Genomic DNA, 21,126 nt, shown 5'->3' with positions numbered 1-21,126 from the left:
CGGCATCGACTCCGCAGGGTGTTTTAATCTGATATGGCCGGAGATTCGTTCACTTGCAAAAGGTGATGCATCTCACGGCAATGTCTGAGCAGCGCTTCTTGGGACGGAAATCCGCGTTCGGTGGCCAAAAAGCGCATGATTTCCTCCAATTGGCGGACAGATTCCTCTCGTTTTCCTTCCGTCATGCTGTCCATCCATCGTTCCGCCAGTTCGTGAACGAGCGGTCCATGAACTTCCGACCGGAGCCGGTGATACAAGTCAAAGGCGCGGTACAACCGCATCACGGTGATATAGACGCGGATTCGTCTTCCGGGATCAAACCGCAGCATGGAGGGAATCATCCCGGGGCTGGTGCTGATGGCGGTCCATCCTTCATCCGATTCAAAATCCGGGTTGTCCAGGGTAAATCCTTCGGTTTTCAGCCGGTCAAACCCCATATAAATCCATGCAGGCCGGCCATTTTTGATACGTGTCAGGCACAATGTGATCAAAGCGGACGGCTTTCCTCTGAGGTATGGAGTGAGATCAACAGTTTGATCTTCCCACCGTTCACGTTCCTGCGTCACCAAATCTCTGCGCCAAACGACCCGGCGGTCCACCCGCAATTGCATTTGGTATTGACCGGTCATTTTGGCAAGGGGCACTTGGTCCGGGTAAACGCTCATATACGAGAACGTCAATCGGTAGCGGGAAGACGGGGACAGGCGGACTTTTTGCCGGAACCCGGCCGATGTTCCCGTTCGGGTCAGATTATTGGGAGCGACGAACACACTGGCGTATCCCGTCCCTGATCGTGCCAGACGTTCTTTCACTTCCGGAAACCACACTTTGTGCAATACATAGGTGATCAAACCCTGAATGCGTTGGTTCCGCAGCGCATTCAGTCCGTAGCGCACGGCTTTGTCTACGTAGGAAACGGTGGGACTGGCCGGAGTGGCGGACAATTTGCTCGCATGTACCATCAACACCAATGGCAGCCCATGGGGGGCCAGCAGCTGACGCGCCTGCTCCACCTGCCCGGGCAAACTTTGCAGACGGTGCGTGTTTCTGTATTTGTCGTCGCGAAAGGTCATCACCACGCCGTCGATCGCGTGATGATACTTTTCAATGAAATCGGTCGTGATACCGGGAAAGTATATCTGCGGATAAAAAAGAAGGTTGGGGTTTTCCGCTTTACCCGCCCGCTGAATCCGTTCCGTATATCGTACAGTGAAAAATCTTCGGTTATCGTTGAAGTCGTCGATCACAACGCCTTTGAGATTGGGAAAGGTACGGGACAAGTGACCGATCGCCCGAAACCAGGCCACATAATCGGTTCCAAACGGTTCCGAGGATTTCTCCATCGCTTCGCTTGGCGGCACGAGATAAGCCCACACCTGAATCCCGGCCTTTTTGGCGGCAGGCAAAAACTCGCGGCGTAAGTCGTCCCAATCGGTCGGCTCGTGCCAAATCAAATAAAAATATGTGTTCACCTTGAGTTCGCGCAGACGTTGGATCATTTTGGGCGTGTCAATGTGATGAATCCCGTCTTTCCGGGGTTTCGCCTCCCGGATTTCCCCGCCGTAATCGCCGATCATGGCGGAAAAGGAAGGCGGGGGAGTCGGGTTAGACATGACGGAAACCGTTGCGTCCGACCATGACGGCCACAGACCTGCCGCAAGCCCCAAAGTGAGGATGACGGCCAGGAATGATCGTTTTCCGCAAAACGAGGGTATCACTTAATGAACGTCCCCGTTGACTTTTGCCACTTGGGACTCCAGACTGATCGGCTGGTCGCGGCGGTCGTCGATCGTAATCTGCGTGATCACACGATTGGTTCCGTTTTGCATGGAAGAACGGTGAATTTCCCGGGCCACATCCATCAAACGTTCCAGATCTCCTTCGATGACGGTGGCTGTCGGGGTAATCTGATAATGGAGGCCGCTCTGTTCCACCATCCTGCAAACATCTTTGACCATATTGCTGAAGCTGGGTGTATGGGTTCCCACCGGTACGATACTGATTTCCATCAATGGCATTGTTGTTCCTCCCTTCCTCCGTAGTGTGAAGAAGAGGGAGTGGAAATATGTACGTAAATAAACGGAAAACGTTTCAGCCATAATACATGGCGGATGAATATGGGAGGAAAGGAAGACAATGAGATGGAACTGTTGAAAGAATTGACGGAAGCCAATGGAGTCCCCGGTTTTGAACGGGAAGTGCGCGCCATCGTGCGTCGGGAGTTGGAGAAAGGGAATACGGATCTGTTGTGGGATCGCATGGGCAGCGTGTTCGGTCAGAAAAGGGGGACGGAAACCTCTCCGCGTGTCCTCTTGGCCGGTCATTTGGATGAAGTGGGGTTTATGGTGACCGAAATCACCAAAGGGGGATATCTCCGTTTTTCCCCGTTGGGCGGTTGGTGGAGCCAAGTACTGTTGGCCCAGCGGGTCACCATTATGACCGAAAAGCGGAATTTCACCGGTGTAATCGCTTCAAAACCGCCGCATGTAATGACGTCAGAAGAAATGAACAAGGTTTACCCGATGCGAGAGATGTATATCGATGTCGGCGCGCATTCGGACAAACAGGTGAAAGAGTGGGGCATTCGCGTCGGCGATCCGGTCGTACCGATATGCCCTTTTGAGATTTTGCCTGATGATGACACCATTTTGGCCAAAGCGTTGGACAATCGGGTTGGGTGTTATCTGGCCCTGGAAGTGATCAATCAATTGCGCGTCACTGAACATCCCAACACCGTCATCTGCGGTGCCACCGTGCAGGAGGAAGTGGGGTTGCGCGGTGCCACCACCACACCGCATGTCACGGAACCGGATGTGGCGTTTGCATTGGATGTGGGCGTAGCCGAAGACGGGCCGGGCAGTGAGGGAACCAGCAAAGCCAAACTGGGCAAGGGACCGCTTATCACGTTCCTCGATGCGACGATGATTCCCAACGTCCGACTGCGCAACCTGGTGATTGACACAGCTGAGCGACACGGAATCCCCTACCAAATTGACACCATGCTCGGCGGCGGGACGGATGGCGGCCAATTTCATCTTTTCCGCAAGGGGGTTCCCACACTGGTAGTGGGGGTGGCCGCACGGTACATTCACAGTCACGTGTCGATGGTGAGCAAGAAAGACGTGGAAAACGCCGTCAAACTGTTGGTGGAAGTAATCAAAGAGCTGAATCGGGAAACGGTGGAATCGCTCACCGCCTATAATCAAATCTGAACGGGTAAACGCGATTTTTCTCTCCTGGACTCACGTTTCATCCTGTGTCATAATGGGTAACGGATGAGTGATGTCAACATTGGCAGGGAGGGAACGGATATGGCCAAAGTGTTGATTGTGACGGGAGACGCCGTGGAAGCGTTGGAAGTGTTTTATCCGTATTATCGACTGCTGGAGGAAGGGCACGAAGCAGTTATCGCCGCTCCCAATAAAAAGAAACTGCAGACCGTGGTTCATGATTTCGAACCGTCGATGGAGACCTACTCTGAAAAACGCGGCTACGGTCTGGATGCCCATATCGCCTTTAAAGATGTGAACCCGGCTGAATATGACGGGTTGATCATTCCTGGCGGTCGGGCTCCGGAATACATTCGTCTCGAACCGGAAATCCCCTCCATCGTGGGTCACTTCTTTGAAACGGGCAAACCGATTGCTGCGATTTGCCACGCGGCACTGGTGTTCAATGTGATTCCGCAACACGTCCGAAACCGCAAAATGACGGCCTATATTGCCTGCCGTCCGGAAGTGGAAACGGCCGGTGCGCAATATGTGAACGAAAACCTGCATGTCGACGGCAATCTGGTGTCGGGGCACGCTTGGCCGGACCTTCCCGGATTGATGAAAGAGTTTCTGAAGTTGTTGAACCGCTAAAGTTGTTCTTACGTAGGCTCGCCCAAACAGGGCGGGCCTTGTTTATTTACCCGTCGGCTCGTAACCTTTCCCTTGCATCAAAGAAAACAAGACACCACTTCGTTAAGAACGATAAGGACTGTCCTGACTGGAGTGTGTCCGGTGTTGTCCACCAGTGCTTTTCCAGCTCGCTCCACCTGCGCCCTGCAGGGACGCAGATGATGGCCGCTCCGACCCGGTCAGCGCAGGTCGCGGGCAAATTACGCTTCGCTTTGAGGAAATGGCCCGCGATTTCCATCCTGCGCTTCCCGAGTCTTCGCTCAGTCAGGGCTTGGTCAGTCGCTCGTCCGGAAAAACATGGCTCCCTTACGGAATGATCAGACACGCCATAAAAGTAATCAAGAGAGAGTGAACGCCAACTCCTTTTAGTCAAAAGTTGATTCATATTTTTGTCCATGAAGTTGTTGATTTCCCAATCGGATTCCAAATCAGTTGTTGGTAACCAACGGTTGCAATCGAGAAAAAGGTATGGCGAGCAGGATGATATTGTGTGTTTGTCCTTTCTCCGATAGTGCGGGATCAGGTTTCCTCATCAGTAAGCGAATTGCGAATTTTTTTGAAGGAATCCGTTTCGTTTTTGTTTAATATTTTTTATCGGACAACAAACAAATATTAAGAAAGGATGAATGTTGATGTTTAGAATCACCTAATATGATTTATATTATGATGATTGTTGCCTTGTTTGGACATTTTGCGGAGCGGGGGAAACCAAATGGGGATTCGGATTCGGTCTTTAACGAAAAACTATCGTCGTCATCGTGCGCTCAATCGATTTTCGCTCGATGTGCAAGACGGGATATTCGGCCTGCTGGGCAACAACGGTGCCGGAAAGAGTACGTTGATGAAAATCTTGGCGACATTGTTGGACTACGATGAAGGGGAAGTGGAGATATTCGGCTATGATCTCCGGAAGGAGCCGGAAGAGATCCGATCTCTTCTCGGTTATCTCCCTCAGGATTTTGACTTTTTTCCACAGTTGACGCTGTGGGAGACATTGGACTATTTTGCTGACTTGAAAGGATTGGAAAAGGGGAGACGTCGCAAAGAAGAAATCGAGTGGTGCCTGGAACAAGTCGATCTGCTGGGGCACGCTCGCAAGAGAATCAAAGAGCTTTCCGGAGGGATGAAGAGGAGGTTGGGAATTGCCCAAGCTTTACTTGGGGATCCCAAACTATTGATAGTGGATGAACCCACTGCAGGATTGGATCCAAACCAACGAATTGCTTTTCGTAATTTGCTCAACAGGATCAGCCAAGGGCGGGTGATCCTGTTGTCCACCCACATTGTCCCGGACATCTCGAGCACATGTGAACAAGTGGCCATCATTCGGCGGGGGGAGTGTTTGTATCAGGGATATATTGACACACTGTTGGAAAGTGTGGAAGGGAAAGTCTGGTCTGTACAGACAGGGATGCAACATTTGGATGAACTTTCCCGTCAGGTGCATATTTTATCCATCGTTCGAAAACGGGAGGGAATTCAGGTGACGTTTCTGTCCGATGATGAAAAGGCTGCTGTGTTGCAAGCCGAACCGGTATCGCCCAGTTTGGAGGATGCCTTTGTTTATTTGGATCATTACTGTAAAGGAGCGTACCATGCGTGAATTTTATCGATTGATTCGGTTTGAGTTCCATTCCATTGCTCGCTGGAGTGTATACTGGCTTTTTGTATTGGTTGGTTTCATCCTCGTGCCGCTGAAATTCAGCCGTTTTCTACATACGTGGGATCTACGGAATTTCATCATTCTTTTTCATATACAGATGATTCATGTTCTCTTATTTTTTCCTGTTTTTTTGTCAAGAACTTTCAATGAAGAAACGGAAGTGTTTGTTCCTCCATTGATTCTGGCCAAGATACGGCACAAATGGTTGTATATCACCGCCAAATCGATGGTGATCTGGTTGTTGGGATGGTTGACGGTGACGGCGATCGATACTGTACTGATGGGTGTGTATACATTCCGAACCGGAAGCGGCAACTGGGTACTGCTGGGAAAAACTGCTCTTGCCGGTTTGACCACTCTCTTGTTTTACAGCCAGGTGTTAATGGCAGTTACCCTTTTGATCAATCGGGTGATTTATGTTCTTTTCGTCATGATCGTATATGTGTTGGTGGGAATCAAACTGGATCACCCCTTTTTTTCGATTTGGTTCGGTCCGATGTCAGCGTTGAAATACCTCACGGAACATTCGTCTGAATTTTGGCTTTCCAGGGCATTGTTGTCTTTGTTGGCGTTGGGGATGGCAGTGATGTTGGGGCGTTGGCATGTCAGGGGGTGGAGGGCGTGACGGGGAGATGGCTGACTTTGTTTTTCACTAATGACCGGGCATATTTTTATTTCCTGTGTCTGGGAGGATTGACTGCTTGGGCATGGTCGATCATGAAAAGCCCCAATGCCATCTTGGTGGTGAACCTGTTTTATTTGTTTACTGCATTTATCGCTTATCAACTCAGTACATTTCACCGTCGTTTTCAAAGCGAGACATATCTGTTTCTCTCCAGGTTCGGTACGGGGCGGCTGGTAATCGAACAGTATGCGGCTTCCCTGCCTTTTGCGCTTCTCCATCTGCTGATTCTCTTCGTCCTGTTGTGTCGGGCCAATAACGATTTTCCCGCACTTCTTCTTGTCGTGCAGGGTTCAGTGGCCGGTTTTTTCGCGGTTTCCCTGGGGATTTTCTCCGGCTCCTTGATCCGAAACCGTTGGTGGGGGCTGGTGCTGGTCTTCGCCTTTTACTTGACCAGTTTGCAAAGTATGGACGAACTGCATGAGCTTCTCTTCTTCGTTTCTCCAGTGGTACAGCTGTTTCACCCCTACGAATGGAATTGGCTCAACTTGTTCGGGTTGCTTTCCATTTCACTCTTGCTGGGAACGGTGACTGTTATCGCTTATCCCCGGAGAGAGAATCAACGTTTTCTCCGATGGGTATACGTTGGTTTCGCAGTTTTGTCATCACTGATTTTGTTGGTCGTAGTCGCCTTTCCTTTTTTCCGGGATCATCAGATCAAGCATGAGCCGTATCAGACCGTCCAAGTGGGACACACACTCGTGGAATACAAGGGGATCACAGAGGAACAAGCGAAAACATTCGGACATTTGTACGAAAGTGTCCAACAAGAGGTCCAGCGGGTGGGGCTTCCCACTAAGCGACACACGCTTCGCATTGTAAAAAGCTACTCGGATGGAGATTGGTTTTCCAATGATATGCCCATTACAAGAGAGGGAGACAAGCTGATATTACGGTTGTATGCCACAAAACACCTGAACTTGAACTATTGGGGTGGTGGGGCAGACTGGACCAGTGCATTTTTGGAGGAGATTTTGCCGCCACCAAAGAGCGTTCAACGGGAACACCCCGGCTACACTGATTTGCAGTTTTGGTTGAAATATCGGGTAGTCCAACATCATTCCGAGATTTTCGACCAGTATCAACGTCAGCGATACATCACGAATTTCCGTTATGTGCTAAGCCGTACACCCACACGGTCCCGTGCCAACTTGGTAAAAGTGTTGACCCAAGTACACAGTGGTTGCTCAGGTGTACGCAACTACTGGGATTTATTACGAGTACATCCTGATCAGCTGAGGTCAATGGGTGAAAAAACACTGGTTGGGGGCATTTGTCATGATCCGTAGATTGTGGAAGTATCCAGGATCAAAACTTGTTAGTCAATTCCAATGCGATACCGGTTCTCACAGGGAAACATTTTTCCTTTGATCGAAGAATGACCGGACAGCCTGGAGCGAATCCGTGCGAATCCGTATTCAAGATCAAGATTACATAGAAACGTCCTCCACACGAAGATCTGGATTGGATGAGGTTGAAGTGGCGCTTCTCTTATCGAATCGAAGAAGGTCATTTTTTTTTGTGATCCAACCCAGATGGTGAACCCATTCCTCCATGCTTTTGCCCCATTGGTTTTTCGTGGTAAGATAAGATTAGATTGTTGGCAAAATTACCACGCTTCGGCCGATTGTTGAGGATGTATCCGGTATTTCCCGACCGAGAGAAGAGCGGTCTGGTTCCGGCAAACGAGCAAGAGGGGGCAAGCACGCTCGGGCCAAACGGATTGACCGGATACACCCTGGCCGCAGGCGGAATCGCAAACGGATGTACCGGGAGGGAGTGTCGTGGATCGGCGGTTGGCTTTTTTGGATGAGGTGGATCGTCGTCTGCGTGATCTGCCGCACGTTTCACTGTCGTCGGTGGTGGAAAGGGCCGGTGGCATTGAACGGGTGTTCCTCGTGTTGGTGGATATTCTCAAGGGTTTTTGTGACACGGGTCCATTGTCCAGCAAACGCGTCCGGGAGATGGTGGAGCCGGTGAGGCGCTTGACGGCGATTTGCTTGGAAAGGGGCTTGCCGGAGCGCAATTTGCTGTTTTTGCATGATGAACACCCCGAACATGCCGTCGAGTTTGCCGCGTTTCCCCCGCATTGCGTCCGTGGGACGGCGGAGTCGGAAGTGGTGGATGAACTCCGTCCGTATTGGGAATTGCAAGGAGTGAAGCGATTTCGAAAAAATGCGACCAGCGGATTGTTCGGGGTGAATGATGCGAATGAAGTGTTTCATGCGTTTTTGACCGACCGGTTCCGGGAGGGACATTGCACCTTTTTGGTCATGGGAGATTGCACCGATCTGTGCATCTACCAAAATGCACTGGGTATTCGTCTGTTGGCCAATGAGCGGAATGCCGATGTGCGGGTTATGGTCTCCCGTGAACATGTCCGGACGTATGATTTGTCCGTTGATGCGGCGGAGGCGGTTGGAGCCCTTCCTCACGACGGCGATGTGATGGATTGTTTGTTTAACTACCACATGTGGCTCAACGGTGTGGAGATCGTGCAGACGGTGACGTTGGACTAAGGAGTGACCAAAAGGACAGCTGAGATGCAGTAAAGGATGAAATCGAGACAACCCTTTCCCGAAAAGAGATTTTCAACACGTGAAGAACGAGCCGGGGAAATGAAAACAGCCTTGACGGGATGGATGTTGTGACAAGCCAAAGGGGGCTATCGTGTTGCGAACGGAAGAAATGTTGCTCAACGTGGGTCCGCAGCACCCGAGCACACACGGCGTTTTGCGCATCATCCTGCGGATCGACGGGGAAATCATCCGTTCCGCCGAACCGGTGATCGGCTACTTGCACCGCGGGACGGAAAAATTGGCCGAAAACCTGAATTACACGCAAATCATCCCCTACACCGACCGGATGGACTATCTGTCGGCCATGATTAACAACTATGCCATCGTGCATGCCGTGGAAACATTGATGGGGCTGGAAATTCCGGAAAGAGCGGAATACCTGCGCGTCATCGTGATGGAATTGAATCGGATCGCCAGCCATCTTGTCTGGTTCGGAACATACCTGTTGGATATCGGTGCGATGAGTCCGTTTTTGTATGCTTTTCGTGACAGAGAGAAGATTATTGATCTGTTCAACGAGTTGTGCGGGGCTCGGCTCACCTACAATTACATGCGAGTGGGCGGCGTGAAGTGGGATGCGCCGGAAGGCTGGATCGACAAGGTGAAGGAACTGGTGTCCTATCTTCGGGAGCGTCATGAAGAGTACCTGGATCTGGTGGCGGGCAACGAAATTTTCTTGGCCAGGGTAAAAGGAGTCGGTCGATATGATCAAGCGACGGCCGTTTCCTACGGATTGTCAGGCCCGTGTCTGCGGTGTACCGGGATTCAGCGCGATCTGCGCAAAGATCAGCCGTATTCGATTTACGACCGGTTCGATTTCGATGTGCCGATTTCGACCAACGGCGATTGTTACGACCGCTTTTTCGTGCGCATGGAGGAAATCCGTCAGTCGTTGCGCATCGTGGAGCAGGCGGTGGAGCAATTCCCGGATGGCGGCCCGGTGATGGGCAAAGTACCGCGGGTCATCCGGCCGCCTGAAGGCGAAGTGTATGTGGCCGTGGAAAATCCGCGGGGAGAACTGGGCGTGCATCTGATCAGTAAGGGCAAAGACAAACCATGGCGCATTCATTGGCGCCGGCCTTCCTTCTACAACCTCCAGATTCTGCCGCATTTGTTGGAAGGGGAAAACATCGCCAACCTGGTCGCCATCCTGGGCGCGATCGATATCGTGTTGGGCGACGTGGACGCTTGACAAAAAACCCGCAGGGAGGGAACCGATTTGGGTTTGGTCACCCCGAAGGGATTGTTGGAAGCGGCGCGTGACAAGCAGTATGCGGTGTGCGGTTTCGCTTTTCACAATTTGGAGTTGTTGCAGGCTGTCGTCGCGGGGGCAGAGCGGATGCGGGCGCCGGTGATCCTGCAAACGACACCCGCCACCATCGAAGCGGTCGGGCTGAACTACTTGGTTCATCTGGCAAGAGCGGCCGCGGAGTCGGTATCCGTCCCCGTCGTTCTGCACCTGGATCATGGACGGGATTACGGAACGGCCTTGCGGTGTTTACGGGCGGGATACACTTCGATCATGATCGACGGTTCCCGATTGCCGTGGGAAGAAAATGCGGCGCTTGTCAAAAAGGTAACAGAGGCAGCCCATGCGGTGGGGGTGCCGGTTGAGGCAGAGCTGGGTCGAGTGCCGGATGCGGCGGATGCTTCCCCGACAGCGGAAGATACATACACTGATCCTTACGAGGCGGCACGTTTCGTGGAAGAAACGGGATGTGACTCGCTGGCCGTCGCCATAGGAACCGCGCATGGGGTTTACCGGGGTGAGCCCAGACTGGACTTGGATCGACTGGCATCCATCGCTCGTGAAACGCCGGTGCCGCTGGTGCTGCACGGTGCCTCCGGCTTGCCGGACGAATCCGTTCGCCAGGCGATCGCAAAAGGCATCGCCAAAATCAACATTTCCACCGAATTGAAACTGCCCTATGCTTCTGCACTCCGTTCGTATCTGCACGATCATCCCTCGGAATCCGATCCGCGGATATACGTGCAAAACGGGAAGCGTGCAGTGCAAAAAGTAGTGGAAGAGAAACTGCGTCTCACCGGTTCGGCGGGACGTGCCGAAGCGACGGTGACAACGGGGGCGATACCGACATGATTCTGACTGTCACCTTAAATGCTGCCATCGACCAAACCTGGATCGTACCCGATTTTCGCGTCCATGCCATACATCGCAGTCGACGGGTGATTCGGCAGCCTGGCGGTAAAGGGGTAAATGTCGCCCGGGTGTTGCATGCGTTGGGCACAAACGTTTGCGCTACGGGTTTTGTCGGCGGACAAAACGGACGATGGATGATGAAAGCGCTGGAATCGGACGGGATCCCGTCCGATTTTGTTTGGATCGGGAAAGAGACGCGAACCTGTCTGACCTTTTTGGACCCGGATCACGGCACGCAAACGGAGGTGTTGGAACCGGGACCGACGGTATCCGAAGTGGAATGGCACCAATTGACGGCCAAAGTGGCAACATGGGCGGAGCGGTCATCCATGGTTGCCTGTTGTGGGAGTCTACCGCCCGGGGTCCCGGAGGATGCTTACGGCGAATTGATCCGGATTGCCCGTTCACGGGGAGCGACCGTCTGGCTGGATACGAGCGGGAAGGCGTTGCAGAACGGATGGGCGGTCCGGCCGGACGGCATCAAAGTGAATCAGGATGAAGCGGGGCACCTGTTGGGGAAAGTGGTTTCGTCCCGTGCGGAGACCATTGCGGCTGCCAGACAGTTGGTGCGGGACGCGGGGCAAACGGTGATTGTCACGGCCGGTGTCCAAGGATTGGCGGCGGTGGTCGGTGGAGAAACATATTGGGTGACGCCGCCCACCGTTCAAGCGGTCAATCCCGTAGGGAGCGGGGATGCGTTTCTGGCCGGTTGGCTGTCTGCCACTCACCAAAGGAAAAGCAGGGAGGAGGCGCTGGCATTGGCGACGGCGTGTGCCGCTGCCAATGCGCTGCGGGAGACGGCGGGGATTGAGAAACAGCAGGTATCGGTGTTGTTGAAAGAGGTTCGCGTGGAAAAAGTGGTAGACTAGGGCGTGACTTGTCAATTCGTGAGCGGGCACATGCATGCCCGGTTGAGTGAAGACCGAGTCCGGCGAAGACCCGAACATGCAGAAATGAAATCGCGGGCAACTACTTCAAAGAGAAGCGTACATTGCCCATCCTGCGCTCCGGGTAGGAGCGGCCATGATCTGCATCCTTGCAGGACAAGGCGGGGCAAGTCAGGAAAGCAATTGGACAGTATTCACCAGACACGCTCCGATCCGGTGAGATCCAACCGAGACAGCCGATGTCGATGAGCTTTCTTGTTGGCGGAGAAAGGCATGACGCAAATGGATTCATCATCGATGAGGAGGGTTCATATCATGTGGACATGGGAGTATTATGCGAACTGGGATTTGGAAAAAGGGGTGCCCGAACAGCCACTTACGGAATCGGAAGCCAATGAGCGGGATGAAGAATTGGAACCCTATGTGGTAGTGGTCAAACAAGACGGCCAACCTCGGTATGTGGTGGATATCAGGTGTAATTCCTTCAGCTACGGCCTCATTTATTTGGACAAAAGCCGTCAAGCGGAGCGGATGGACTTCTATACCATCATGGATGCTATGGGCGATGACTTTCTGTTTCTGGAGTCAGTTATAGAATGGAAAAGGGCGGAGGGGGTACGAATTCAATCGTTCTATCATCTTGACGGAACTTGCAACAGGTTGCATCATCGTTTGGACACGGACGAGTGCTTCAAAGAAGAAACGATGGAGTACGATTTGGCGGACCATATTCGGGAAACGGTGTCGTTCGGTGAATATCGTTCACTTCTGCCTGCGGTCAATGAATTCACTACAGACTGTTAACATCACATTACTTTGGAATCAAAAGAAAGTATGATATCCTATTATTTGACGCGAATGCCGCGAACGGTTCTCAAACGGGGTTGAAACATGGAACAAACGTTGATGGAATGGTTATTGGAGTACGGCTATATCGGTATTTTTCTGTTTCTGGTATTCGGCATCGTCGGATTGCCGTTGCCGGATGAAATCATGATGACGTTTGTCGGATACCTTTCTTCCATCGGCCGGCTCAATCTGTATTTGGCGTTTGCCAGTGCGCTGACCGGTTCCCTGTGTGGGATTACTGTCAGCTATTTTTTGGGCTGGCGGTTGGGATATCCGTTTTTGAAAAAATTTGGACCGAAGTTTTTCATCACACGCCGTCGGTTGCGCATCACGCAGTTTTTATTTCGCAAATACGGCAATTGGGTGTTGTTTTTCGGTTACTTCATTCCCGGTGTGCGCCATGTGACGGCTTATTTGGCGGGGATCTCCAACCTGCCGTGGCCCAGGTTCGGTCTGTACGCCTACACGGGTGGGTTGTTTTGGTGCTTAACGTTTATCGGCTTGGGTTATCAAGTAGGGGCCAATTGGGAAAATGCGCTCCATCTGTTGCATCGCTATGGCATGGATTTGTTGTGGATTGTGGTTCCCCTCGTACTGGTCTGGATGGGTTGGGCGGTTTGGCAGAGTCGGGTGAACTCCGACACGAAGTGAGGCATCGTGTCCCGGATTCCGCGTTATGGGATCGGAGGCTGGAAAAGCCCATGCCCAAAGTGGTTGTGAAGAAGAGAAGGGAACCTGTTTTCGAGGTGGAGGAAGAGGAAGGCCGTCTCAAAGCGACAGGTGAGTTGGAAGCATATCGGTGAGGGATAATGAAACGGCGTCCGGCATACGTCTGGCCTGCCAGGTTTGGATCTACGTGATGTCAAGGTATGTGTGTCCACTTTTTCCTAAATCACCTTCGCAAGCGTCCACATTCCCGGAAAACCCGGGGGGTGGGCTTTTTTATTTGGTGTGGGCGGGTGCCCATTTTGATCTGCCCATGTTTCGAAATGGGACGCCCATCATACTGTAATATAGGCGATGGCTGATATGAGGAGGAGTTCCCATTGATTATCAAGCTAGGAGTATTGAAGGTGAATGCCGTGACGACGACCTCATCCATCACGGTGGGAACGCATTTGACTTATTATCCGTTCAGTTTGCAAAAGAACAACGTGGGAACCTCGACGACCGGTGACCACGCGGTGATCCGCACGGCCAACCCGATCGTCGATCCGGACGTGAACGATCACCCTGTTCTTATTCAACAGGCCTGAGGGCATGTCTGGTCATACCACAAGAGGGCACTTTACCCGGTCCGACCGCGCATCGATTCGGGAAGTGATACACGCGACAGGGGTGAGACACACCCCGGGTCAGACAAGGAGGAAATTCGATGCCCATCTCGATTGGTGGAATCAAGGTGAACACCGTATCGATCAATGCCCACGTGAATACGTCCCCTCTGACGGTGGAATGGGCGCCGTTCAGCTTTATCAAGGAAAACCTTACCCATATTAGTTATGGGGATAACGGATGGTTGGAAGAGTGGGCGGAGATCGCAGACGAGGATTTGAAGGAGTGCTTCTGGGGGAAGCGCAAGTAAGGAACGATAAGGGGGAATGGGCATGCCATTCGTCTTTAAAATCAACAGCGTCTCCAGTACCGGTCAACTGAATGTGGCGCCGGTCAACTTTTTGGTCAATCAGGAGAGCTTTCAGAAAAGCAACTTGGTCAACAGCAACGCGGGTGATTTACCGGTGTCCATCGTATTCGGACCGATATTGGATTCCGATGTGGCGGACACCCCCATTTTTCAGGTCAAAGGGGTTTGAGCTAAGGAGGGAATGCCGTGTTGTCACCCATGGTGATCGGGGCACTGTCCATCAACCAGGTTTCCAGTGTGGGGAAAGTCAATGTTTCCTATGGTTTGAACTTCCTTGTCCACTCCCGAAGTTTCCTGAAAGCGAACGTGAGCAATTTTCATGTCGGCGACGCTTCCGTCCATCGGGTCGTGTCTCCCGTCAATGACCGGGATATCACGGATACGACGGTCATTCAGGTGAAAGTGGTTTGATGTCGTGCAGCGTCACTCGATCGGCGGTTGACGCCGGGTGAACGGGATTGTTAAAATGGAGAAAAATGTGATACGTTTCGTTCCACCACTAGGGGTGCACCATGGGTGCTGAGAAAGGCGCGGAGCCTTAACCCTTTGAACTTGACCTGGGTAATGCCAGCGAAAGGAAGTGGGGGAAGGTTGGTGTTCAGGAAAGGTTTACGTGCATTCAACCGGTATCCCCATGGATACCGGTTTTTTTATGGTCGGAGGAAGTGACATTCCGATGGAAGTCCATGTGATCACGGACCAGCGGCATACCTGGGAGCAAATTTGTCGGGTGGCGAGGCAGGCGGGACCGTATGTCGACCGTTTTCATCTGCGGCTGAAAAACCGGACGGCCCGAGAGATTTGGAGCTGGGGGAAACGTTTGTTGGAAGAGAGATGGCTCACACGCGAACAGCTGGTGGTGAACGACCGGATGGATATTGCCCTTTCCCTGGGATGCCGGGGGGTACATCTCCCGGAAAAGGGATTGCCGCTGTCGGAGGTCAAACCGTTGGCAAGCGGCCTCAGTGTGGGCCGTTCGGTTCATTCGCTTGAAGAAGCACTTCGATCCGAACGGATGGGGGCGGATTACATATTGTTCGGCCACGTGTACAACTCAGCCTCCAAGCCGGGCATTCCCCCGCGGGGTTGTGCTGAATTGGCCCGCATCGTCCGTGCAGTGCGCATTCCGGTAATCGCCGTGGGTGGGATTACGGTTGAAAATATGGTCGAGGTGGCGGAAACGGGATGCGCCGGTATTGCCGTGATTTCGGCGGTGATGGATCATCCCCGGCCGGATGGTCAGGCCCGCAAATTGCGGGAAATCGCCCGGCATTTCCGGAAAACCGACGGGGAAATCCCCGATGCGAAAGGAAGGAGCCAATCGTGCAAACACAGGACGTAATCATCATCGGCGGCGGTGTGATCGGGTGTTCAATCGCCTATTACCTGGCAAAAAAAGGGGCTGACGTCGTGGTCTTGGAGCGGGACCGCGTGGGCGCCCACGCTTCATCCGCGGCGGCAGGAATGCTGGGTGCCCAGGTGGAGATGGCTTTTCCGGGACCCATGATCGAACTTTGCCTGCGCAGCCGGGCGATGTTCCCGGAATTGGCACGTGAATTGTATGGACGAACCGGTTTGGACATTGAGTTGAACACCGAGGGTCTGTTGCGGGTGGCATGGAATCGGACAGAAGCGGAAGAATTGCGCGACCGTGCACATTGGCAACGGGAATTGGGCGGCCGGGCGGAATGGTGGGAGCCCCGTTCGGTTCGCGAGGACGAACCCGAAGTGGGAGCTGACATCACAGGCGCGCTGTTTTTGCCGGATGATGCCCAGGTGTCGGCTCCAAGGCTGACGTTGGCGTTTGCGCGGGCCGCGCAGGCGTTGGGAGTCCGGTTTTTGGAAGGATGTGAAGTGACGGACTTTCTCACCGACGGTGACCAAGTGACGGGTGTGGAAACCGTGTTTGGGACTTTCCGCGCAGGTGTCGTGGTATTGGCCGCCGGGGCGTGGAGCGGTGTGTTGGCCCGGAGATTGGGACTCAACTTGCCGGTATTCCCGGTGAAAGGGGAATCGCTCGCCTTGCGTCCGGACCGGCTGTCGCATCGGAAGACACTGTTTGCCCACGGGTGTTACCTGGTGCCCAAAGCGGATGGCCGCATCGTCGTAGGCGCGACGGAGAAGGAACATGATTTCTCCCCGGGCGTTTCGCTGGGAGCGATCCACCGGTTGGCGCATGAGGCGGCGCGACTGGTCCCTTCATTGGCTGAAGCTGATGTATTGTCGTATTGGTCGAGCGTTCGTCCGGGTTCCGGGGACGGGTTGCCGTTGATGGGCCGGTTGGCGTCGGTTCGCGGCCTGTACGTGGCATCCGGCCATTTCCGTAACGGGATTTTGCTGAGCCCGATCACCGGTGCGTTGATGGCGGAGTTGATCACTGGTGGGGAGGTGCCGGAACTGGCGCCGTTTTCGCCGGATCGCCTGCCGGAATCCGCGATGGACGGTGTAAGGAGGTGATGCGGGAGTGCGCATCCAGTTGAATGGACAGCCCTATGACTTGCCCGCGGGGGTGGACACGGTTGCGCGGTTGATTCAACACCTGCAGTTGGAGCAGCGGATTGTGGTGGTGGAACACAATCGGCGCGTGTTGGAGAAGGAAGACCACGCATCGGCGGTTTTGCGCGAAGGTGACGTGTTGGAGATCGTCCATTTTGTGGGAGGAGGCTAAGTATGCTGACCATTGGCAAGTATACATTTCAATCCCGGTTGTTTCTTGGAACGGGGAAATTTTCTTCCTTGGACGTTCAACGGGAAGCGGTGGAAGCATCCGGAGCGGAAGTGTTGACGTTTGCGGTTCGTCGATTGAACATCAGTGATCCCAATCAGCCCAACTTTTTGGAGAAACTGGATTTGAGCAGATACACCCTGTTGCCCAATACGGCAGGCGCAACAACCGTAGAGGAAGCGATAAGAATTGCCCGACTCGCCCGCGCCTCCAAGTTGTGCGACATGATCAAGGTGGAAATTATCGCTGATCCGAAAACGCTGCTGCCCGATCCGGCGGCAACGCTGGAAGCGACCAAAATCTTGGTGGAAGAAGGTTTTACGGTACTTCCCTATACCAACGACGACCCGGTGACGGCCAAAAAATTGGAGGAGGCCGGGGCTCATGCGATCATGCCGGGCGGGTCGCCGATCGGAACGGGACTGGGTCTGCTCAATCCGTACAATCTCCGTTGGATTATCGAGCAGTCCCAAGTGCCGGTAATCGTCGATGCGGGTATCGGGTCTCCGGCTGACGTGGTGCAAGCGATGGAATTGGGTGCAGACGGGGTGTTGCTCAACACTGCGGTGGCCGGTGCGGACGATCCGGTAAAAATGGCCCGTGCGATGCGGTTGGCCGTTGAAGCGGGTCGTCTGGGCTTCGAAGCGGGGCGTATCCCCAAAAAACGTTATGCCAGTGCCAGCAGCCCGATGGAGGGCTTGGTGACGACATGAGCAATAGGAGACGCTGTTCTTCATGAAAACGGTTTGAGCTGTTGTCTAAGGAAACGGGACTGTTCCTCATGAACAGCCCTGTAGGTTATTGCCAAAGTTTACGGGCTCTGATTTCCCGTCTCCGCTCCGTAGCGACAGCCAGAGTCGCTCGACGGGAAAGTCAGACCCGTCTCTCTAACAGAGGGTGGGCGTTTTCCCACGAGCGACCTTTGAGCTTGGCGAAACAGGAGCGAGAGGGAAAACGGCTCACCCGAGATTAACGATATTACCCACTTTGTAAGCAGTCTACAGGGCTGTTCCCGGGGAACAGCCCTGATTCGCGTTTATCTACCCGGAACAGAAACCGGTCCGCGAGGTTTTTTCTGTTTGGCCGGCATGTCGGTGTAGCGGGAAATATTGAGCAAGATGCCCAACGATGTCATGCTCAACATCAACGTGGAACCGCCATAACTGATGAACGGCAACGGTACACCCGTAACCGGGAGCATGGCGGTCACGACACCGAGATTGAACAAGGCTTCGATCCCGATTAAGGAGGTAATGCCGATCCCGAGCAGCATGCCAAACTGGTCGGGTGCCCGCAGGGAAATGCGAATCCCGCGCAAAATCAGCGCGATAAACAGGGCGATCAGCAGCGTCCCACCGATAAAGCCCAGCTCTTCCGCCACGATGGCGAAGATGAAATCGGTGTGTGCTTCCGGAAGGTAGGCCATCTTTTGGATGCTGTTGCCCAATCCGGAGCCGGACAATCCGCCGGGTCCGATCGCATACAGCGACTGAATGATCTGATAGCCGTCCGCAGTGGGATTTTTCCACGGGTTGAACAGGGTGGTGAGCCGTTTGATTCGGTACGGCTCCATGATCATCACCCAAACGAGGATCGGTATGCCGGTCAATGCGAGAAACAAAAGATGGCGGAATCGCAACCCCGCACAAAAGATGACCACCATGCAGGAGGAGAGGATGATGATGGTGGTACTGTAGTGCGGTTCGATGACGATCAGTGAGCAGATGAGACCCAACACGATCAAAGGTGGCAAGATGGCGCGTTTGAAACTGTCCATGACCGGTTGTTTCTTTGTCATGATCGATGCCGTATAGATCAACGCGCTCAATTTGACCAGCTCCGATGGTTGAAAGCTCATCGGTCCCAGTTCGATCCAGCGGCGGGCTCCCTTGACCTCGACACCGATGCCGGGAATGAGTACGGCGATCAATAGCAGAATGCTGATCAACAAAATCGTACCGACAAATCGTCGATAAATGGTGTAGGGTATATTGGCCGCCACAAAAAAGAGAAACAATCCGGCCACTGCCCAGATTAACTGCCGTTTAAAAAAATAGTAACTGTCCCCGCCATAATCGGTTAATCCTTTATAGTAGCTTGCACTGAATACCATGACCAAGCCGAATCCCAACAGGATGAACGCGATCAGGATCAGCCAAAAATCAGGTTTCCCTCGTCTCATGGCAAATCCCCTCGATGTTATGTATTTAAAAGTATTCACATCCTATGTTAGCATGGACATGCAGAAGAATCATATGAAAAAAGCAGGTGTGAGCAGATGACGCACAAGTGGAAGCGATCTCTCGTATCATTGGACTATCCGCTCATCGTGTTGGTCCTGCTTTTGGCCGTCATCAGCATTCTCTCCATTTCCAGCGCCACCTACACGTCGGATTCCTCCTATGTGGTCAAGCAAATCGGGTGGTATCTACTGGGTATTCTGTTCATGACGGCCGTTCTCCTGTTTGATTACCGCATTTTGGCGCAGGGCAGGTTTTTGTACTTGTTGTACGGTTTGGGATTGGTTCTGTTGATGTTGGTCTGGGTCCCCGGCTTGGGTGCCAAGGTGAAGGGAGCACAACAATGGATCCGTATCGGATCGTTCCAATTCCAACCGTCGGAGTTTATGAAGATCTTTTTGATACTCATCTTGGCCAAACATCTGGCCGAAGTGAAGCGACTGCCCCTGCGTGATTTCAAAACGCTGGGCAAAATCTTCCTGTTGTTTGCCGTCCCCTTTTTGATCATCCTGAAACAGCCCGATCTCGGAACCGCATTGGTTTTGATCGGAATTTTGGCCAGCATGCTGCTGGTGGGCGGTTTGGATTGGCGATGGATTCTCACCGGTGTGGTGATTGTGGGGATCGTTGTCGGCACGGTGTTGGGATTGTACGTTACCAAAAGCCCGTTGATCCACGTCATACTGGAACCGCACCAGATCGAGCGCATCCAGACCTTTTTGGACCCGGCATCCGATCCGACCGGAGCGGGGTATCAATTGACCCAATCGATGATTGCCGTCGGTTCCGGTCAGTTGTCGGGAAAAGGGTTTCACAACGGGACGCAGGCACAGGGACGATGGATTCCCGAACCGCACAATGACTTCATCTTTGCCGTGTTTGCCGAGGAATTCGGATTTATCGGCGGAAGTATCCTGTTGTGCATCTTTATCTTCATCGCTTACCGGATGATCCGTATCGCTCTGCGTTGTGAGGATCGTTTCGGTTCCTGCATCATTGCGGGGATCGTCGGAATGCTGGTGTTTCAGGTGTTTCAAAATGTCGGCATGACCATCGGCATATTGCCGATCACCGGTTTGCCCCTTCCGTTCATCAGTTACGGCGGCAGTTCACTTTTGACCCAGATGGTGGCGGTGGGCTTGGTGTTGAATGTGGGCATGCAGCAAAAAAGAGAGTTTTTGTTCATGGATCGGTGAAGCGGCTGTTCCCGACCGGGCTGACTCCGGTGAAAGGATTCGGGACAGGAAAGGAATGCCCGCAGACTTCGCCCATGATCTTTCAGCCCGCTCGGGCTGAGTTTTTCACAAGGGAACCGAATATTCTGGATATATAATGTTCCGGGATCAGTGTCATTTGGTGGTGGCAGATCAAATCATCACTCATAGAAATACCGGGCGGCGGAAACCCAACGGCTTTAGCAGTGGAAGAAGACGCCCATCTCCACTGATAAATAACGTCCATAAGATTACTGCCAAGCCCATGGCTTTAGCCGTGTGGTAGTTGACGACAAGAAGGGTTCAAAGACGTTTTTTCGTCACTGTTGCTTCCATTTGTTTGTCAGGAATGACATTGACAATTATTTTTCAAACTCATCTATTTTTCAAACTCATCGATAAGGCTGTTGATCCTGTTTGTAAGGGCTTCCTCCAGACAGCGTGACCTTTTTGTGGCGATGAGTCTAAAATTCCCCAGCATGTTGCGGGGCTGTGGTATAATACCGTAAAAAGGACACCCTGATGATACGAGGTGTTCAAGTTTGATCCCTTTATCGCTTATCAGTGCGATGTTGCTCC

Annotated in this window: 23 protein-coding genes and 1 riboswitch; of the genes, 20 read left to right on the top strand and 3 right to left on the bottom strand. The window is 52.9% G+C overall.

Annotated elements, in window-relative coordinates:
- Nucleotides 1-23: 23 nt before the first annotated feature.
- Both JQC72_RS03130 and JQC72_RS03125 read right to left on the bottom strand, forming a co-directional pair.
- A complete protein-coding gene (locus JQC72_RS03130) occupies nucleotides 24-1,718 on the bottom strand; it encodes a hypothetical protein (RefSeq protein ID WP_205492672.1) in 1,695 nt (564 codons plus the stop codon).
- On the bottom strand, nucleotides 1,719-2,018 hold the full coding sequence (locus JQC72_RS03125; protein WP_205492670.1) for an MTH1187 family thiamine-binding protein: 300 nt from the start codon (nucleotides 2,016-2,018) through the stop codon (nucleotides 1,719-1,721).
- Between the two features lie 123 nt (nucleotides 2,019-2,141).
- On the opposite strand from JQC72_RS03125, the gene JQC72_RS03120 reads away from it, so the two are divergent.
- The 19 genes from JQC72_RS03120 to JQC72_RS03030 all read left to right on the top strand — a co-directional run bounded on the left by JQC72_RS03120 (nucleotide 2,142) and on the right by JQC72_RS03030 (nucleotide 17,806).
- Nucleotides 2,142-3,212, top strand: coding sequence for a M42 family metallopeptidase (locus JQC72_RS03120; RefSeq protein WP_205492668.1), 1,071 nt, complete (start codon nucleotides 2,142-2,144; stop codon nucleotides 3,210-3,212).
- Between the two features lie 99 nt (nucleotides 3,213-3,311).
- On the top strand, nucleotides 3,312-3,863 hold the full coding sequence (locus JQC72_RS03115) for a DJ-1/PfpI family protein (RefSeq protein WP_205492667.1): 552 nt from the start codon (nucleotides 3,312-3,314) through the stop codon (nucleotides 3,861-3,863).
- 751 nt (nucleotides 3,864-4,614) lie between these two features.
- Complete coding sequence (locus JQC72_RS03110; protein ID WP_205492665.1) at nucleotides 4,615-5,505, top strand: ABC transporter ATP-binding protein; 891 nt, start codon at nucleotides 4,615-4,617, stop codon at nucleotides 5,503-5,505.
- 220 nt (nucleotides 5,506-5,725) lie between these two features.
- The gene (locus JQC72_RS03105; protein WP_205492663.1) at nucleotides 5,726-6,190 is read left to right on the top strand and encodes a hypothetical protein; all 465 of its coding nucleotides are present in this window, start codon (nucleotides 5,726-5,728) and stop codon (nucleotides 6,188-6,190) included.
- The gene (locus JQC72_RS03100) at nucleotides 6,187-7,536 is read left to right on the top strand and encodes a hypothetical protein (protein ID WP_205492661.1); all 1,350 of its coding nucleotides are present in this window, start codon (nucleotides 6,187-6,189) and stop codon (nucleotides 7,534-7,536) included. The genes JQC72_RS03105 and JQC72_RS03100 overlap by 4 nt, the downstream gene beginning before the upstream one ends.
- Before the next feature lie 495 nt (nucleotides 7,537-8,031).
- Complete coding sequence (locus tag JQC72_RS03095; protein WP_205492659.1) at nucleotides 8,032-8,766, top strand: cysteine hydrolase family protein; 735 nt, start codon at nucleotides 8,032-8,034, stop codon at nucleotides 8,764-8,766.
- A 151-nt stretch (nucleotides 8,767-8,917) separates the two neighbouring features.
- Nucleotides 8,918-10,018 carry an NADH-quinone oxidoreductase subunit D gene (locus JQC72_RS03090; protein ID WP_205492657.1) on the top strand — a complete coding sequence of 367 codons (1,101 nt, stop codon included), beginning with the start codon at nucleotides 8,918-8,920 and terminating at the stop codon, nucleotides 10,016-10,018.
- Nucleotides 10,019-10,045: 27 nt separating this feature from the next.
- Nucleotides 10,046-10,927, top strand: coding sequence for a class II fructose-bisphosphate aldolase (locus JQC72_RS03085; RefSeq protein ID WP_205492655.1), 882 nt, complete (start codon nucleotides 10,046-10,048; stop codon nucleotides 10,925-10,927).
- On the top strand, nucleotides 10,924-11,856 hold the full coding sequence (locus JQC72_RS03080) for a 1-phosphofructokinase family hexose kinase (RefSeq protein ID WP_205492653.1): 933 nt from the start codon (nucleotides 10,924-10,926) through the stop codon (nucleotides 11,854-11,856). The genes JQC72_RS03085 and JQC72_RS03080 overlap by 4 nt, the downstream gene beginning before the upstream one ends.
- A gap of 333 nt (nucleotides 11,857-12,189) precedes the next feature.
- Nucleotides 12,190-12,678 carry a hypothetical protein gene (locus tag JQC72_RS03075; protein ID WP_205492652.1) on the top strand — a complete coding sequence of 163 codons (489 nt, stop codon included), beginning with the start codon at nucleotides 12,190-12,192 and terminating at the stop codon, nucleotides 12,676-12,678.
- A gap of 87 nt (nucleotides 12,679-12,765) precedes the next feature.
- On the top strand, nucleotides 12,766-13,374 hold the full coding sequence (locus JQC72_RS03070) for a DedA family protein (protein WP_205492650.1): 609 nt from the start codon (nucleotides 12,766-12,768) through the stop codon (nucleotides 13,372-13,374).
- Between the two features lie 395 nt (nucleotides 13,375-13,769).
- Nucleotides 13,770-13,979, top strand: a complete 210-nt coding sequence (locus JQC72_RS03065; protein WP_205492648.1) for a spore germination protein — start codon at nucleotides 13,770-13,772, stop codon at nucleotides 13,977-13,979.
- Between the two features lie 119 nt (nucleotides 13,980-14,098).
- The gene (locus tag JQC72_RS03060; protein ID WP_205492639.1) at nucleotides 14,099-14,308 is read left to right on the top strand and encodes a hypothetical protein; all 210 of its coding nucleotides are present in this window, start codon (nucleotides 14,099-14,101) and stop codon (nucleotides 14,306-14,308) included.
- A gap of 22 nt (nucleotides 14,309-14,330) precedes the next feature.
- Nucleotides 14,331-14,537: a hypothetical protein gene (locus tag JQC72_RS03055; protein ID WP_205492638.1), complete on the top strand. Its 207-nt coding sequence runs from the start codon at nucleotides 14,331-14,333 to the stop codon at nucleotides 14,535-14,537.
- 17 nt (nucleotides 14,538-14,554) lie between these two features.
- Complete coding sequence (locus JQC72_RS03050; protein WP_205492637.1) at nucleotides 14,555-14,779, top strand: hypothetical protein; 225 nt, start codon at nucleotides 14,555-14,557, stop codon at nucleotides 14,777-14,779.
- An 80-nt stretch (nucleotides 14,780-14,859) separates the two neighbouring features.
- Nucleotides 14,860-14,964, top strand: a riboswitch (TPP riboswitch).
- A gap of 80 nt (nucleotides 14,965-15,044) precedes the next feature.
- Nucleotides 15,045-15,710, top strand: a complete 666-nt coding sequence (locus JQC72_RS03045) for a thiamine phosphate synthase (protein WP_205492636.1) — start codon at nucleotides 15,045-15,047, stop codon at nucleotides 15,708-15,710.
- Nucleotides 15,692-16,825 carry a glycine oxidase ThiO gene (gene thiO, locus JQC72_RS03040; protein ID WP_205492635.1) on the top strand — a complete coding sequence of 378 codons (1,134 nt, stop codon included), beginning with the start codon at nucleotides 15,692-15,694 and terminating at the stop codon, nucleotides 16,823-16,825. The genes JQC72_RS03045 and thiO overlap by 19 nt, the downstream gene beginning before the upstream one ends.
- 7 nt (nucleotides 16,826-16,832) lie before the next feature.
- Nucleotides 16,833-17,036, top strand: a complete 204-nt coding sequence (gene thiS / locus JQC72_RS03035) for a sulfur carrier protein ThiS (RefSeq protein ID WP_205492634.1) — start codon at nucleotides 16,833-16,835, stop codon at nucleotides 17,034-17,036.
- A 2-nt stretch (nucleotides 17,037-17,038) separates the two neighbouring features.
- Complete coding sequence (locus JQC72_RS03030; RefSeq protein ID WP_205492633.1) at nucleotides 17,039-17,806, top strand: thiazole synthase; 768 nt, start codon at nucleotides 17,039-17,041, stop codon at nucleotides 17,804-17,806.
- A gap of 323 nt (nucleotides 17,807-18,129) precedes the next feature.
- On the opposite strand, the gene ftsW is transcribed toward JQC72_RS03030, so the two are convergent.
- A complete protein-coding gene (gene ftsW, locus JQC72_RS03025) occupies nucleotides 18,130-19,275 on the bottom strand; it encodes a putative lipid II flippase FtsW (protein ID WP_205492632.1) in 1,146 nt (381 codons plus the stop codon).
- Nucleotides 19,276-19,371: 96 nt separating this feature from the next.
- Here ftsW and rodA point away from each other — a divergent pair, with 96 nt between their 5' ends.
- Nucleotides 19,372-20,529, top strand: coding sequence for a rod shape-determining protein RodA (rodA, locus tag JQC72_RS03020; protein WP_205492631.1), 1,158 nt, complete (start codon nucleotides 19,372-19,374; stop codon nucleotides 20,527-20,529).
- Nucleotides 20,530-21,126 lie beyond the last annotated feature (597 nt).

The organism is Polycladomyces zharkentensis (assembly GCF_016938855.1).
Lineage (GTDB): Bacteria > Bacillota > Bacilli > Thermoactinomycetales > JIR-001 > Polycladomyces > Polycladomyces zharkentensis.
The sequence above is the reverse complement of the archived record's forward strand: the minus strand, read 5'-3'. Positions and strand labels throughout refer to the sequence as shown.